The sequence below is a fragment of the Actinocorallia herbida genome (assembly GCF_003751225.1).
Lineage (GTDB): Bacteria > Actinomycetota > Actinomycetes > Streptosporangiales > Streptosporangiaceae > Actinocorallia > Actinocorallia herbida.
On record NZ_RJKE01000001.1, the window covers coordinates 9,126,672 to 9,141,237 of the forward strand.

11 protein-coding genes are annotated in these 14,566 nt (G+C 71.0%); 3 read left to right on the forward strand and 8 right to left on the reverse strand.

The genetic code is table 11. The features are described from left to right. Positions 1-156 precede the first annotated feature (156 nt). The 3 genes from EDD29_RS41610 to EDD29_RS41625 form a co-directional block, all read right to left on the reverse strand. Complete coding sequence (locus EDD29_RS41610) at positions 157-705, reverse strand: hypothetical protein (protein WP_123669633.1); 549 nt, start codon at positions 703-705, stop codon at positions 157-159. Positions 706-2,144: 1,439 nt separating this feature from the next. Next, the gene (locus tag EDD29_RS41615) at positions 2,145-3,065 is read right to left on the reverse strand and encodes a D-alanine--D-alanine ligase family protein (protein ID WP_123669634.1); all 921 of its coding nucleotides are present in this window, start codon (positions 3,063-3,065) and stop codon (positions 2,145-2,147) included. 2,906 nt (positions 3,066-5,971) lie between these two features. Further along, positions 5,972-7,207: an aminotransferase-like domain-containing protein gene (locus EDD29_RS41625; RefSeq protein ID WP_246053280.1), complete on the reverse strand. Its 1,236-nt coding sequence runs from the start codon at positions 7,205-7,207 to the stop codon at positions 5,972-5,974. A gap of 184 nt (positions 7,208-7,391) precedes the next feature. Here EDD29_RS41625 and EDD29_RS41630 point away from each other — a divergent pair, with 184 nt between their 5' ends. Together EDD29_RS41630 and EDD29_RS41635 are read left to right on the forward strand one after the other, a co-directional pair. After that, the gene (locus EDD29_RS41630; RefSeq protein WP_246053281.1) at positions 7,392-7,994 is read left to right on the forward strand and encodes a GNAT family N-acetyltransferase; all 603 of its coding nucleotides are present in this window, start codon (positions 7,392-7,394) and stop codon (positions 7,992-7,994) included. Positions 7,995-8,154: 160 nt separating this feature from the next. Beyond that, entirely contained in the window at positions 8,155-9,267 is a 1,113-nt protein-coding gene (locus tag EDD29_RS41635; RefSeq protein WP_170201776.1) for a DNRLRE domain-containing protein, read from the forward strand. Between the two features lie 267 nt (positions 9,268-9,534). On the opposite strand, the gene trxA is transcribed toward EDD29_RS41635, so the two are convergent. Together trxA and trxB are read right to left on the reverse strand one after the other, a co-directional pair. Next, entirely contained in the window at positions 9,535-9,858 is a 324-nt protein-coding gene (gene trxA, locus EDD29_RS41640; RefSeq protein WP_123669637.1) for a thioredoxin, read from the reverse strand. Between the two features lie 3 nt (positions 9,859-9,861). After that, positions 9,862-10,788, reverse strand: a complete 927-nt coding sequence (trxB, locus tag EDD29_RS41645) for a thioredoxin-disulfide reductase (RefSeq protein WP_123669638.1) — start codon at positions 10,786-10,788, stop codon at positions 9,862-9,864. 127 nt (positions 10,789-10,915) lie between these two features. Between trxB and EDD29_RS41650 the strand changes: the two genes are divergently transcribed. Continuing rightward, positions 10,916-11,476, forward strand: coding sequence for a dienelactone hydrolase family protein (locus EDD29_RS41650; protein WP_123669639.1), 561 nt, complete (start codon positions 10,916-10,918; stop codon positions 11,474-11,476). An 86-nt stretch (positions 11,477-11,562) separates the two neighbouring features. On the opposite strand, the gene EDD29_RS41655 is transcribed toward EDD29_RS41650, so the two are convergent. The 3 genes from EDD29_RS41655 to EDD29_RS41665 are packed head-to-tail and all read right to left on the reverse strand — an operon-like array spanning position 11,563 to position 14,506. Further along, positions 11,563-12,264: an anti-sigma factor family protein gene (locus EDD29_RS41655; RefSeq protein ID WP_123669640.1), complete on the reverse strand. Its 702-nt coding sequence runs from the start codon at positions 12,262-12,264 to the stop codon at positions 11,563-11,565. Continuing rightward, on the reverse strand, positions 12,261-12,941 hold the full coding sequence (gene sigM / locus EDD29_RS41660) for an RNA polymerase sigma factor SigM (protein WP_123669641.1): 681 nt from the start codon (positions 12,939-12,941) through the stop codon (positions 12,261-12,263). The genes EDD29_RS41655 and sigM overlap by 4 nt, the downstream gene beginning before the upstream one ends. Next, positions 12,941-14,506 (reverse strand): protein kinase family protein, encoded by a 1,566-nt coding sequence (locus EDD29_RS41665; RefSeq protein WP_123669642.1) that lies wholly within the window; start codon positions 14,504-14,506, stop codon positions 12,941-12,943. Before EDD29_RS41665 ends, sigM begins: the two co-directional genes overlap by 1 nt. Positions 14,507-14,566: the final 60 nt, after the last annotated feature.

Below are 14,566 nucleotides of genomic sequence, written 5' to 3' on the forward strand. Positions count from 1 at the left end.
CGGCCACCCCCACCCGGACCTCCAGCGGCAAGGAAGGGTGGGCACCAAGACATCTCCCTTCGGTATCCAGTCCGCCCCACGTTTCACGTGAAACACCGTCGCTCGCGCCCGGTCCCTGGTCCTCCCGCCGCAGATCGTGATGGGGCTGGACTCGGCTCATGTTCTCCTCGGCTTGCGACGCTCGGCCCGGGTGCCGTGCGGCCGGTCCCGTGCCCGGGCCCGCAGTGCCGCGTCGAACTCGATCCTGCTCATGACTTCGCGTGGTTCAGGTTCGAGCACGTCGGCAGTCGATCGCCACGGGACGGCCGACGCCCAGCCGACGAGGGGCATGGTCTCGTTGTAGTGGGGGGCGAACTGCGCGGTGACGAGCGGCGGCATCCGGTGACTCAGGGCTCGCACGTGCTCGATGAACGCCTCGGGGAGCAGCACGTGGTGCGTTTCCACGTAGTGGGCGAAGTCGAGTCGCCAGAGCCAGGTGCCGTCTGTGACCAGCGATGAGCAACCCGCGGAATGGCGGTGCGCGCTCCCGGTGAGAACGTCGGAGCCACCTTCCATGACATCGATGAGGACGTGGCCGGCATCCAGGTAGGTCACGAGGTCCGCCTCGTCCGGCCTGCCGGCGTGCTGGACGGCAGCGCGTATGGATCCGTTCGGCTGTCCCGCACGGTCGTCGAATTCGTCATAGAAGCCCAGCAGCCCCAGCACCGCACCTCCTTCGAAGGTCGTCCTTCCCGCCCCGGCGACGGGTGGCGCCCGCCCTCCGCGCCGCCATGTTTCCCGTGAAACGGCTTTCCCCGCCCCGCGAGTCCCCACTCCGCAACCAGCCCCAGCGGGCGTCCCCCGACCACACCCGACGCCGTCGCTGCGTTCCGCCGTTGAGCCTTCATCGGCCCACAGCGGGCATCGCTGTTTCACGCGAAACAGCCGAGCGAAGCGCAACGCCAAGCCCCCACTCCGGCATGCTCCGCCGCGGAGGGCGGAGGGCGGAGGGCGGAGGGCGGAGGGCGGAGGGCGGAGGGCGGAGGGCGGAGGGCGGAGGGCGGAGGGCGGAGGGCGGAGGGCGGAGGGCGGAGGGCGGAGGGCGGAGGGCGGAGGGCGGAGGGCGGAGGGCGGAGGGCGGAGGGCGAGCCCTTGGTTTCACGTGAAACCAGGAGCTCGCTTCGACGTCGGGCGAGTAGGCGGGCGGTGCCGGGTATTCGGGAGGGAGAAGAGGTCGGGGTGCCTCGGTCGAGGTGCGCTCGCTTGTGGGGACGGGCCGGGCGTCGAAGGCGGGGAGCTCGAAGTTCGTCGGGCTGGGCGATCATGGGCGGCGGGACCACGGCGGATCCTGATTCACGTGAAACAGGGCCCGGGGGCGTCGAGTGGCTGTGGAGGGCGTGAGCCGTCGCGGTCCGGGTGGGTGGGCGGCCCGCTGTCAGGGGGCTCGGGTAGGGCGCGGTGGTGTTTCACGTGAAACGGTCTGTGGAGCCTGTCGTTGTCGAAGCCGCCGCAGACCGTGGCGAGGCGGCCGGTCCACGTCTCCAGCGGAACCAGAAGCTCTCTCGGCGGCTGGGGCGCCACGAACCCTCGTCCGGCTGCTGGGCCGTAGCGGCAGGGTCATGGGTCAACGGGCCGCGGTCGAGAGGGCGGCTTGTCGCCCGGCAGAGGGAGACGGCGGTGTGAGTGTTTCACGTGAAACGGGTGCGGACGAGACCTCTGCCCAAGGCGCAGTCCTCTGACGAGAGGCCGGGCCGCGGTGAGCCCGGCGGTCCACGGCTTCGGCGAAACCTGGGGTCTCTTCAACGGCCGGGAGTCGGCGGAGCCCGCACGGGTTCGGGGGCGAAGCGGCCGGGAGCACAGGCCACGGTTGGGAGCCGGGCTGTGTGGCTGCGGCCGGTGGTGACGGGGCGGATCGTAGGAACCGGGGTGCGGGAGCCGGGGGTTGGGGTGCGGCCGTGAACGCGCGACGGACGAGCGAGTCGGCTGGGCGGCGAGATGGAGGTACGCGGCATTGAGGCGGCCCTCTGCGGTGTCGGCCGGGACGTCGCCGTCATTGTGTCGACGCCTGCTGGACCCGACAGAGCTCGGCAGCGCGGTCGATCCGGGAGAACGCGCGGCGATGTTTCACGTGAAACGCGACCCCTTGTTTCACGTGAAACAAGGGGTCAGGGGATGGCGGGGAGGAGCTGGGGGATGGTGAGGTGCGCGGCCTGAAGGGCCAGGGGGAGAAGGCTCGTCTCGGTCATGCCGGGTGCCACGTTGACCTCGAGGAGGTAGGGAGTGCCGTCGGGGGTGACGATGAGGTCGGTGCGGGAAAGGTGGCGGAGGCCGAGAGCGCGGTGCGCGGTGAGGGCGGCGTCGCGGGCGCGCTCTGCGGCTTCGGTGGTGAGGCGAGCCGGCGTGACGAACTCGGTCTGGCCGGCGGTGTAGCGCGCGGTGTAGTCGTAGCGCTCGCCCATCGGGATGATCTCGACGGCGGGGAGAGCGGTCGGGACACCGTCGACCTCGACGACGCCCACCGCGACCTCGGTCCCGGTGATGAACCGTTCGATGAGGGCGACGTCGCCGTAGGAGAAGCAGCCGACCATCGCGGCCGGTAGATCCGAAGCCTCCTTGACGAGCGACGCGCCCAGCGCAGAACCGCCCCGCGTCGGCTTCACGAACAGCGGCATACCGAGCTTCGCGACGATCGCGTCGAGCACCGCGGACGCCCCGAGGTCGTGGAAGACCTCCTTGGGGAGCGTCACCGACTCGGGCGTCTCCAGACCGGCCGCGCGCACGATGGCCTTCGCCGTCGGCTTGTCCCAGGCGAGGCGGCACGCGTCAGGCCGGGCGCCGACGTAGGGGATACCGAGGAGATCGAGGACCTCGCGGATGGAACCGTCCTCGCCCTCGGCGCCGTGCAGCACGGGGAAGACGAGGTCCGGCGGGTCCTCGGCGAGCAGCGGCAGAAGCCCCGAGTCGGCCTCGCGGATCTCCACCTGGAAGCCCGCGCTCTTGAGGGCGTCGGCCACCCGGCGCCCCGAACTGAGCGACACCTCCCGCTCATAGGACATGCCACCGGCCAACACGATCACCCGTTCCATACCCAGGACCCTAATGCTCCTCCCCCCGCCTGACGCCGCCCACCCCCACCCCGACCCGCAAACCCCGTCCCTGCCTCCCCTCTCCGAACCACCCACCTCCGACGAGTTCGGTGACCCCCATCCGCAAACCCTGAAACCAAGCCCCGGGCCCCACGTTTCACGTGAAACAAGCCCTGTCCTCGTACGATCCCCGTCGTGGCGTCGTGGCGTCGTGGCGTCGTGGCGTCGTGGCGTCGTGGCGTCGTGGCGTCGTGGCGTCGTGGCGTCGTGGCGTCGTGGCGTCGTGGCGTCGTGGCGTCGTGGCGTCGTGGCGTCGTGGCGTCGTGGCGTCGTGGCGTCGTGGCGTCGTGGCGTCGTGGCGGATAGGCGCTCCTCGTGGAGTGTGTACGGCGACGTCGAGGTCTTCTCGCGGTGGGAGGAAAGGATTCTGTGGTCCCCGATGGAAGCCGTGGGCGAGCGGAAGGCGGGTCGGGAGGCTGGGCTTGTTCGGCGGCTATCGCTGTTTCACGTGAAACAGCGATAGCCGCCGAGGAGACGAGAGGCAGGCCGCCCGGAAGAAGGGCATCGTTAGCGTGTGCCTGTCGACTGTTCAGGTCGGCATCGGGAGGCGTCCGCCTTGAGGTCCTGCGGCCCACCGGGAGCCGCAGCTGCGACTCTCCGAAGGGGCACTCCCTAGCGCGCGGGTCTCTCATGGCAGCCCGCTCTGGCGATGGGAGAACTCACCGTTTGGACCCCGCCCGATCGTCGCGAAGCTCCGTATGCCGGTGCTCGTGAACCCGACGCGGGGCCGGTTCGGCGCTGGGCACGGCCGCTGTTTCACGTGAAACAGCGGCAGGCGCGCGGGACGATCCCGGTGCCGGGGTGCCGGGGTGCCGGGGTGCCGGGGTGCCGGGGTGCCGGGGTGCCGGGGTGCCGGGGTGCCGGGGTGCCGGGGTGCCGGGGTGCCGGGGTGCCGGGGTGCCGGGGTGCCGGGGTGCCGGGGTGCCGGGGTGCCGGGGTGCCGGGGTGCCGGGGTGCCGGGGTGCCGGGGTGCCGGGGTGCCGGGGTGCCGGGGTGCCGGGGTGCCGGGGTGCCGGGGTGCCGGGGTGCCGGGGTGCCGGGGTGCCGGGGTGCCGGGGTGCCGGGGTGCCGGGGTGCCGGGGTGCCGGGGTGCCGGGGTGCCGGGGTGCCGGGGTGCCGGGGTGCCGGGGTGCCGGGTCGGACCTTGTTTCACGTGAAACCGTGAGGGGGGAGAGCTCGAGGGACCGGACTCCTCGCTTCGCGTCGGTTGGGATTCGGGTGGACGGGCTCGGAGACTCAGGGATCGGTGGGGCAGGTTGGTTGGTGCGGGCGGGCTGGGTTCGGGGAGCGGTGTGTCCGAGGGCGTGTCATGGAGGAGCCTGTTTCACGTGAAACGGCGGGGTGGGCGCCTGCGGTCTGATGGGTCGGCAGGGTGCTGACCGCTTGCCGAAGAGCGGACGGGCCGCGGGAGAAGGGGCGGGCCACCGGGGTGGGTGGGGCGGGGCGCCTAATGGGTGCGCGCCCATGGTGGGGTGGGGGTGCTTGTGGGCGCGAGGTGTTTCACGTGAAACAGCGCGGGGGGAAGTTGGGGGAGGGGATCCCTTGCCTCGTGCTAGCCGCGAGGTCGGCAGCCTGCCCTATGCCCACCGGGCTGATCTGGGTGGGCTGGGTACCGGGAGCCGCGAGTGTGTGCGCCTTTCGGCGGGAGCATGTTTCACGTGAAACGCGGCCGATGGAAGGCTGCGGCCTGACGGGTTGGTTGGCCCTCTGGCAGGGATCGACCGGTCACGTGAGAGGCTGCGGGGCGCTGGGCGGGGAACTGCGCAGAGGTCGTCTGGGCGTGCGCTTCGGCGTCGGAGACTCGGAGGTGGCGCACTGGTCGGAGAGCGGACTCGCCTGCGGGCGCGTTGGTGTTTCACGTGAAACAGCGGGGTCGACTAGCGCTGCCCACTGCCGCTGTTTCACGTGAAACGGGGTGCACGGGGCGGACGATCTCGTCGCGGGGTCGCGGGGTCGCGGGGTCGCGGGGTCGCGGGGTCGCGGGGTCGCGGGGTCGCGGGGTCGCGGGGTCGCGGGGTCGCGGGGTCGCGGGGTCGCGGGGTCGCGGGGTCGCGGGGTCGCGGGGTCGCGGGGTCGCGGGGTCGCGGGGTCGCGGGGTCGCGGGGTCGCGGGGTCGCGGGGTCGCGGGGTCGCGGGGTCGCGGGGTCGCGGGGTCGCGGGGTCGCGGGGTCGCGGGGTCGCGGGGTCGCGGGGTCGCGGGGTCGCGGGGTCGCGGGGTCGCGGGGTCGCGGGGTCGCGGGGTCGCGGGGTCGCGGGGTCGCGGGGTCGCGGGGTCGCGGGGTCGCGGGGTCGCGGGGGACCTTAGGCGATGGGGGAGCGGAGCTTGTCGGGCTGTTGGGTGGGGCGCGCGGCGGTGCGTGGGTGGCTGTGTTTCACGTGAAACGGGGCGGTGGGAGGCGGCCGGCGTCGGCGGTCCGGGGGCGGCTTGGGCTTCGGGGAGTGGGGTTCGGCGGGTTGGAGGAGGAGCCCTGAGACGGAGTGGGGTGTGTGCTTGGGCTTGCTCTGGTCACGCGCACCGGGGTGCGGTGTGGCGGGGCCGGGATGGGGGTTCTCGTTCTGCAGGGTGCCGGACGCTGGGGTGGCCTCTATGGAACGGTGTCCCTGCGGCTCTGCGGCTCTGCGGCTCTGCGGCTCTGCGGCCCTGGTGCGTGGTGCGTGGTGCGTGGTGAGGTGCTGGAAGGTTTGCGGGGCGGTGTCGCTGAACCTTGCCCGGGCGCTGGGCGTTGAGTCTTGCTGGGTAGTGGGTGGGGAGGGCGGGGGGTGTTTCACGTGAAACGGGGTTGGGCGGGGAAAGGGAAAGCCGCCCTGGGGGTGGCCCGGGGCGGCTTTGTGTGGGGGTGGTGGGGTTAGGCGAAGGTGTTGCGGAGGGAGAGTTCCTGGTTGATCACGGTGGCCAGGCGTTGGACGCCTTCGCGGATGCGGGCGGGTTCGGGGTAGCAGTAGGAGATGCGCATGTGGCGGTGGCCGGTGCCGTCGGAGTAGAAGCCGGTGCCGGGGACGTAGGCGACGCGGTTGGCCAGGGCCAGGGGGGACATGGCTTTGGAGTCGAGGCCCTCGGGGAGGGTGAGCCAGACGAAGAAGCCGCCGGCGGGGCGGGTCCATGTGGTGCCCTCGGGCATGAACTCGTCGAGGGCGGTGAGCATGGTGTCGCGGCGTTCGCGGTAGAGCTCGACGAAGGACTTCACCTGGTCGCGCCACGGGTGGGTGGCGAGGAACTCGCGGACGGCGAGCTGGGTGAGGTTGCTGTGCGAGAGGATCGCGGATTCGGCGGCCAGGACGAGTTTGGCGCGGACGGCGTGCGGGGCGAGGGCCCAGCCGACGCGCATGCCGCTGGAGAAGGTCTTGGAGAACGAGCCGAGGTAGATGACCCGCTCGGATTCGTCGGCGCGCAGCGGACGGGGCGGGGCCGCGTCGAAGCTGAGGAGGCCGTACGGGTTGTCCTCGATGATGAGGAGGTCGAACTCCTCGGCCAGGGCGAGAAGTTCGGCGCGGCGCGGCGCCGACAGGGTGACGCCCGCGGGGTTCTGGAAGGTCGGGACCGTGTAGAGGAACTTCACGCGGCGGTTCTCGGCGCGCAGCCGTACCAGGGTCTCGCGCAGCGCCTCGGGGATGATGCCGTAGCCGTCCATCGGGATGTGCACGACCTCGGCCTGGTAGGCCGCGAAGGTGCCGAGCGCGCCGACGTACGAGGGGGACTCGGCGAGGACGACGTCGCCCGGGTCGATGAAGATCTTGGACAGGAGGTCGAGGGCCTGCTGGGACCCGACCGTGACGGTGACGTCCTCCGGCGAGGCGGTGATGCCTTCGAGGGCCATCACGTCGCAGATGCGCTCGCGGAGCTCGGGGTCGCCCTGCGCGGAGCCGTACTGGAGGGCTTCGGCGCCCTTGGTGACGATGAGGTGCTGGAGCATCGCGCCGACCGCGTCGAGGGGGAGCGCGTTGACGAACGGCATGCCGCCGGCGAGCGAGACGATCTCGGGGCGAGAGGCCACTGCGAACAGAGCTCGGATCTCCGACGCCACCATGCCCTGTGCGCGGGCTGCGTAGCGGTTGAGATGCGAGTCGCTGCGTGTGGTCTCCATTTTCTGCCTCCTGAAAGGGCGCGATGGCCGATACCCCACCGTACGGCACGGGCTGAGGTTCCCGCCGGGCGGTATTGGATACGATGCCGGATGGGCTATTCCGGTTGGCCTTCGGGGGGCCTTGGGGTGGCTCGTTCGAACCAGTCACCGAGCGAAAGGTGCGGTGCCGGTGTCGCGTCGCGTAGTGAACATCACGCTCGACAACCTTGATGAACTGCCCCGGCGCTGCCGGACCTGTGTGTTCTGGGAACTGGACCCGGTGAGCCGCGAACGCGCCGACGCGGTCGGCGACCCGGGTCTGGAGAAGGAAGCCTGGGTTTCGGCGACGCTGCTGGAATGGGGAAGCTGCGGCAAGCTCGTCTTCGTCGACAATGTGCCGGCGGGGTTCGTGCAATACGCGCCGCCGCTGTACGTGCCGCGGTCGGTGGCTTTCCCGACGAGCCCGGTGTCGGCCGACGCGGTGCTGTTGATGAACGCGCACATCATTCCGGAGTTCGCGGGCGGCGGCCTCGGCCGGATGCTGGTGCAGAGCGTCGCGAAGGATCTGACGCGTCGGGGCGTGAAAGCCATCGAGGCGTTCGGGGATCTGAAGGTGGAAGAGGGCGGCTGTATGGTCCCCGCTGATTACCTGCTCGCTGTCGGATTTAAAACGATTCGTCCCCATCATCGCTTTCCGCGGCTGAGGCTCGATCTGCGATCGGCCCTGTCGTGGCGTGAGGACGTCGAGGTGGCCCTTGAGCGTCTCCTTGGATCAATGACCCCAGAGGGTGCCTTGCGGCCCGTCTGAGGCCATCTCAGAGCCTCGAAAATATCGGGGCAAATGGGATGCCAAGGATTTATCGGGCAGGCTCGTCGGGTGGGGACCGGGAGGCCCTCGGGATCATCGTGGCGCGGGAGGCGCGGGGCCGCTAGGCTCCGGCGCATCCCCCCATCGAGAGGCCCCCTTCGTGAAAGCACGTCTCCTCGCCGTCGTCGCGTCGGTGGCGCTCACCGTCTCGGCGTTCCCCGTCGCGCACGCGCTGTTCGGTCCGGAGGAACAGGACGCGTCCGAGACGCCGACCGCCGCCGCTCCCGCGGCCCGCAAGGCGAACGGCAACAAGCTCGTCTGGACGCGGGTGTCGAGCAAGCAGCCGAAGAAGGCCTTCTACAACAAGAAGACCGCGGCGCCCGTCGGGAAGACCGCCGGCTCGGTGAACCGTGCGTACTTCCGGATGACGCTCGAGGACGCCGTCTACGAGGACCACCTCGACTCGGTGAAGCTCGTCGTGCCGGTCACCAAGCCGAACCCGTGCCGCAAGGGCGGGACGCCGAAGGTGAACGTCCACCTGACGGGTGGGATCAGCAAGAAGACGACGTGGAAGAACCAGCCGAAGACGGTGAAGAAGCTCGCCACCGTCAAGGCGACGTGCTCCTCGAAGTCGCTGGAGCTGAACATCACGAAGGTCGCCGCCGGGATACTGAACAAGGGCAACTACACGGTGACGCTGCGGCTGTCGGCCGCCAACGAGAAGTCCGCCAAGGGATTCGTGAACTTCTCGAACAAGGCGCGTCTCGTCATCCGCGCCAGCAGCGACGACGCGGGCGGCGTCGGCGGCGACCCGGGCGCGAACCTCCCGACACCGGTCGAGGGCGCCTCGTTCACCCCGGCGGGGGCGGCCGCGCCGATCGCGTGCGGCGCGGGCGCGACCCGGCCCGTCATCGCCGTGGCGACCGGCACGTTCGGCGGGACGACGGCAGACCCGGACGGCAGCTTCATCGGCCTCCGCGCGCAGTGGAAGCCCGGTGCCGCCGCGGCGGCCGACGCCAACCTCAAGGTGGCGCTCTCCGGCATGCAGTACTCCGAGCCGAACGAGAAGCGCACCTTCGCGTTCGCGGCGGGCGACGCCGCGTTCGCCGAGGGCATCTACAGCTGGCGGGTCCAGGCCCGCGACGACGTCGCCGCGAGCGCCTGGAGCGGCTGGTGCGAGTTCGAGGTCGACCTGCCCGCCGCCCCCGGCCCCGTCGACCCGGACCCGGCCGACCCCCCGGTCGTCCCCGTGGTCCCCGCCGCCCGCTCCTGACCCGGAACCCAGAACCCCCCAGAACCCCACAACCTGACGCCCCGCGCACCAGGACCACGGCCCCGCATCCACCCCGATGCGGGGCCGCCGCACTTCCTCCGGTCTCAGAAGCCCCGGAACCCCGGAAGCCCCGGGGGAAGACCGACAAAGGCCCGCACGGATCCCTCCGTACGGGCCTCACACGTCGACCACGCCCGGCCGAGCCCGGCCCGAAGGCCGAGGGGCCGATCCCACACCCCCGCCCCCGCGGAGGAGATGGGCCACCGACTACGCGTCCGGCAGGAACTCCTTGAGCTCCCGCAGCAGCGCCGCCTTCGGCTTGGCGCCCATGATCTGCTTGACGACCTCGCCGCCCTGGTAAACGAACATGGTCGGGATCTGCATGATCCCGTAGTCGCGGGTGACGTTCGGGTTCTCGTCGATGTTCAGCTTGACGATGGAGATCGACTCGCCGTGCTCCTTGGAGATCTCCTCGAGGATCGGGGCGACCATCCGGCACGGGCCGCACCACTCGGCCCAGAAGTCCACGAGGACGGGCTTGTCGCTCTTGAGAACTTCGGATTCGAAGGTGTTGTCGGTCACTGCCTGCATGGTTCAGCCCTCCTGAAGGTAGCGCTCGGCGTCGATGGCCGCCGAGCAGCCGCTCGCCGCGGCCGTGATGGCCTGGCGGTAAACATGGTCCACGACATCGCCGCAGGCGAAAACCCCGGCGAGCTTGGTCTTGGTGGTGGGGTGCTCGACCTGGAGGTAGCCCTCGTCGTCGAGGTCGAGCTGTCCCTTGAACAGCTCGCTGCGCGGGTCGTGGCCGATCGCGATGAACAGGCCGGTGACGTCGAGGGAGCCCTCTTCGCCGTTCTTGGTGTTGCGGACGCGGACGGACTTGACCTTGTCCTCGCCCAGGACGTCGATGACCTCGCTGTCCCACAGGAAGGTGATCTTCTCGTTGGCGAGGGCGCGCTCCTGCATGATCTTGCTGGCGCGCAGGGTGTCGCGGCGGTGGATGACGGTCACGTTCGCGAACTTCGTGAGGAAGATCGCCTCTTCCAGGGCGGTGTCGCCGCCGCCGACGACCGCGATGTTCTGGTCGCGGAAGAAGAATCCGTCGCAGGTGGCGCACCACGACACACCGCGGCCGGACAGCCGCTTCTCGTTCGGGAGGCCGAGCTCGCGGTAGCCGGAGCCGGTCGCGATGATCACGGCCTTGGCGTAGTGGTATTCCTCGCCGACCTTGACGACCTTGGGGTTGCCGGTGAGGTCGACCTCGGTGACGTCGTCGGTGACGAGTTCGGCGCCGAACCGCTCGGCCTGCTTGCGCAGGTTGTCCATGAGGTCGGGGCCCATGATCCCGTCCGGGAAGCCGGGGAAGTTCTCGACGTCGGTGGTGTTCATCAGCGCGCCGCCCGCGCTGATGGAGCCTTCGAAGACGAGGGGCTTGAGATCCGCTCGTGCCGCGTAGATCGCCGCCGTGTATCCGGCGGGACCGGATCCGATGATGATCACATCGCGGATGTCGGTGGTCACTGATGCTCCCTCTTCCTCAAAGGCGCCCGCTCGGGGTTCTCGCGGGCGACAACGAATCCTAAGGCCCGCTCATTCCCTGCTGGGTGAGCGGCCCGTAGACCCATAGGGTAGGGATGTGGCCGCACTGATGTTGTTTCACTCCGTCTACGGATTGCGTCCGGCTGTGGAAGAGGCAGCCGAACGGCTACGCGAAGCGGGGCATGTCGTGCATGCGCCCGATCTCTTCGCGGGCCGTACCGCGGAGACCTGGGAGGAGGGCCAGGAGCTCCTGGCCGGTATGGACCGTGACGAACTCCTCAGCCAGGCGGCCAAGGCCGCCGCGCCGCACTCAGAGGAGGGCCTGGTCTATGCGGGTTTCTCCCTCGGCGCCGCGCTCGCCCAGACCGTCGGGATGGCCGACGAGCGGGCGAAGGGCCTTCTGCTGATCCACGGTACGTCGGATCTCGCCGAGGACGCCGAGACCGAGCTCCCGGTCCAGCTCCACGTCGCCGACCCCGATCCGCACGAGACCGCCGACTGGCTGAACTCCTGGTACCTGGAGATGCGCCGGGCGGGAGCCGATGTGGAGATCTTCCGCTACCAGGGCGCGGGGCACCTGTTCACCGACTCGGGGCTGCCCGACTACGACGCCCATTACGCCGAGCAGGCCTGGGCGATCGCCCTGGACTTCCTCGACGAGGTCGGCTGACCCCGATCACCCGAAACGCCACCGTGCGCTGTTTCACGTGAAACAGCGCACGGTCAGCCGGGCGAACCAGGTGGAACCGGCCGGTATCAGCCGGCCTCGCTCTGGGCGAGCAGCTCGCAGTTCGGTCCGGCGACGTAGACCGCGCCCGTCGCGATGATGATCATCGCCCGGGTGCCCTGGTACTCCGCGACGTCGATGAACGAGATCGACCGGTTCTGCGGGACCGTCCGGTCCACACAGGCCTTCTGGTCGTCGGTCAGGGGCGGTGGCACATCCCCCCTGATCCGGCTCTGGTTCCCGGCCAGGGACCGCAGGTCCTCCGCCGAGTAGTTCCGCCCGCTCGCCACCATGGAGTCGGCGGTCCGCAAGGGCACCGGCGGGGTGACCACGGTCGCGATGTCATTGTTGCCCGCTTTGTCCAGTGCGCCGTTGGAGACGGCGAAGGCCCCCACGCCGGAGACCACCACCGCGGCGGCCGCCACCGAGACGAACCTGGCCATCCGCGCCGTCTTGGCCCGGCGCCGGGACGCGAGATCGACGATCTCGGCCGGGGCCCCGCGCGTCGCCTCGGCCAGCAGGGCCGCGTCGAGTCTGGCCACCAGGCTCTCGGGCAGCACAGGCTGCGGCGCGGACGCCAGCACCCTGGTCACGTCGTTCAGTTCTGCCTGGTGGGCCGCGCACAGCGCGCACCCCGCCAGATGACCGCGCACGGCCTTCGTGGTCTCGTCGTCGAGCAGGTTTTCGGCGAGATCCGCGAGCACGTCGAGGTCATAATGCCGGCCTGTCATGACGCGCCCCCTCCTTCTTCGAGCACTGGTGAGCCACCCTGCCGCGGAACGGCGGGAACGTCAGTACCAACGTTCGAGGGTTCGACGCGGTTGCCTCCGCGGCGGTTCCGCAGATGCCGGAGATGTGGCGCGAGTCGCGCGCGGCCGCGGGCGCACCGGCTCTTGACGGTGCCGGGCGGGACCTGGAGGACGAGCGCGGCGTCATCGACGGAGTAGCCCATCATGTCGACGAGCACGAGCGCGGCCCGCTGGTCGAAGGGCAGGTGGGCCAGGGCGTCGGTGACGTCCAGGGAGATCTCGTGCGCGGAGGTCGGGTCGTTGTTCTTGGGGGCGAGCGCGTCGAGGGTCTCGGCGTCGGGGAGGTTGACGGTCGGGCGGACGGCGCGGCGGCGGACCCGGTCCAGGCAGGCGTTGACCACGATCCGGTGCAGCCAGGTCGTCACGGCGGCGTCGCCGCGGAAGCGGCCCGCGGCCCGGTAGGCGGACAGGAAGGCGTCCTGGAGGGCGTCAGCGGCCTCCTCGGGGTCTCCCAGGGTGCGCAGGGCGACCGCCCACATCCGGTCCCGGTGCCGGGTGACGATCTCGCCGAAGGCGTGCGGGTCGCCTTGGGCGTGCCTGTGGAGGAGTTCCTTGTCGGTGGCGGGCGCCTCGGGCCTGCCGCGTCCGAAGAAGGCCATCAGGACGCTCCGAAGACCGTGGCCTCACCGATCCGGAGCTTGCCGGACGCGGGGCCTTGCGGGAACCACAGGACGACGTACTTGCCGGTGGCGTCGTCGACCGTGATCTCGTTCTTGCCGCCGGTGAGGGTGCCGCTGGCGGCCTCGACGAGGGAGGCGCGGTCGGTGGAGTCGCCGATCGAGAGCACGTAGGGGGCACCCGCGCTGGTCCCCGGGACGTTCAGCGCGATTCGTCCGATCTGGGTGGATGCGCTCAGGGTGAGGCGGATGCCGACGCCGTCCAGGTAGTTGCCGAAGAAGGCGTTCGGGTAGCTCTGGGTCTCCCAGTAGGTCGAGGTCTTGCCGTCGATGATCAGCGGCGCCTTGGGCACGACGGAGTCGTCCCGGTGGCTGTCCTGGCCCGGCTTGACCTGCTGAAGGCCCTCGGCGGAGGCGATCGTCAGCTTGGCGCCGCCGGAGCCCGGCTCCGCGGGGGCGGACGTCTCGGCCGAGGTGTCCGAGGGGGTCGGGGTCTTCGGGGAGTCGCCGCCGGTGAACTGCCAGACGGCGATCGCGATCACCGCGGCCGCGGCGGCGATGGCGCCGCCGACGAGCGGCCGGTTGACGCGCTTGGGCTCGGGGACGGCGGGCGGCGGGGGCGGCGGCGCCGCGGGCATCCGGGCGGTGCGCTGCGGGGTCGGCGTGGTGGCGTTGGGCCGCGGCGCGGGAACGGTCCGCGCCTCGGGCTTCGCCGGCTCGGGCCGCGGACGGTTGATCACCGAGGGAGGCGGTCCGGTCTGGAGCCCCGCGAACAGCGGGAGCGGGGTGCGCGGCACCTCGGTGAGGGCCGCGGCGACCTCGGCCGGCGTGGTCAGCGGCGATTCGGGCTCGCCGAGCTCCATCGCGCGGCACACGATCGCCTCGACGGCCGGGGGCAGGTCCGCGCGCAGCGTGCCGGGCGCGGCGAACTCACCCGCGGTCTCCGGCGCGATCGGCAGCGACGACTCGTCGGCGGCGCCGGGCCAGTGGCCGGTGACGGCCGCGTACAGCATCTGACCGAGGCCGAGCGCGTCGAGCCGGGCGGGGTCGGCGGTGGTGACGCCGTTGAGCACCGCCTCGACGCCGAGCCCGGTGAGCTTGACGGTGCCGCCGGTGGTCCACACGAGCTCGCGCGCGGTCAGGCACAGATGGGACATCCCGGCCTGGTGGGCCGATGCCAGCGCTTCGGCCGCCTCGGAGACGAACCGGGCGGCCCGGCCGGGCGCGAGCGGCCCGTCCTTGGCGATCATCTCCTCGAGGGTGTCGCCGCTGACCCATTCGCTGACGACATAGGCGAGCTCCCCCGTGTCGTCGGCGTCGAAGACCTGGGTGAGCCGCGGGTCCGTCAGCCGGGACGCGCTGCGGGCGGCGGTGACGACCTCGGCCGCGCGCGGGAAGTCCGGCGCGAAGGTCCGGACGCAGACCGCCCGGGCGAGGATCTCGTCGATGGCCTTCCACAGGGCGGAGCCGCCCGCCTCGCTGACCTGCTCTTCGAGGCGGTAGCGCCCCGCGAGGCGGTTCCCGGGTTCAATGACGGAAGTGCTCATGACGATCCCCGCCGGATCTTCGGCCGGTCACTGCGCCGCACATCGTCGAATCCCATGGTG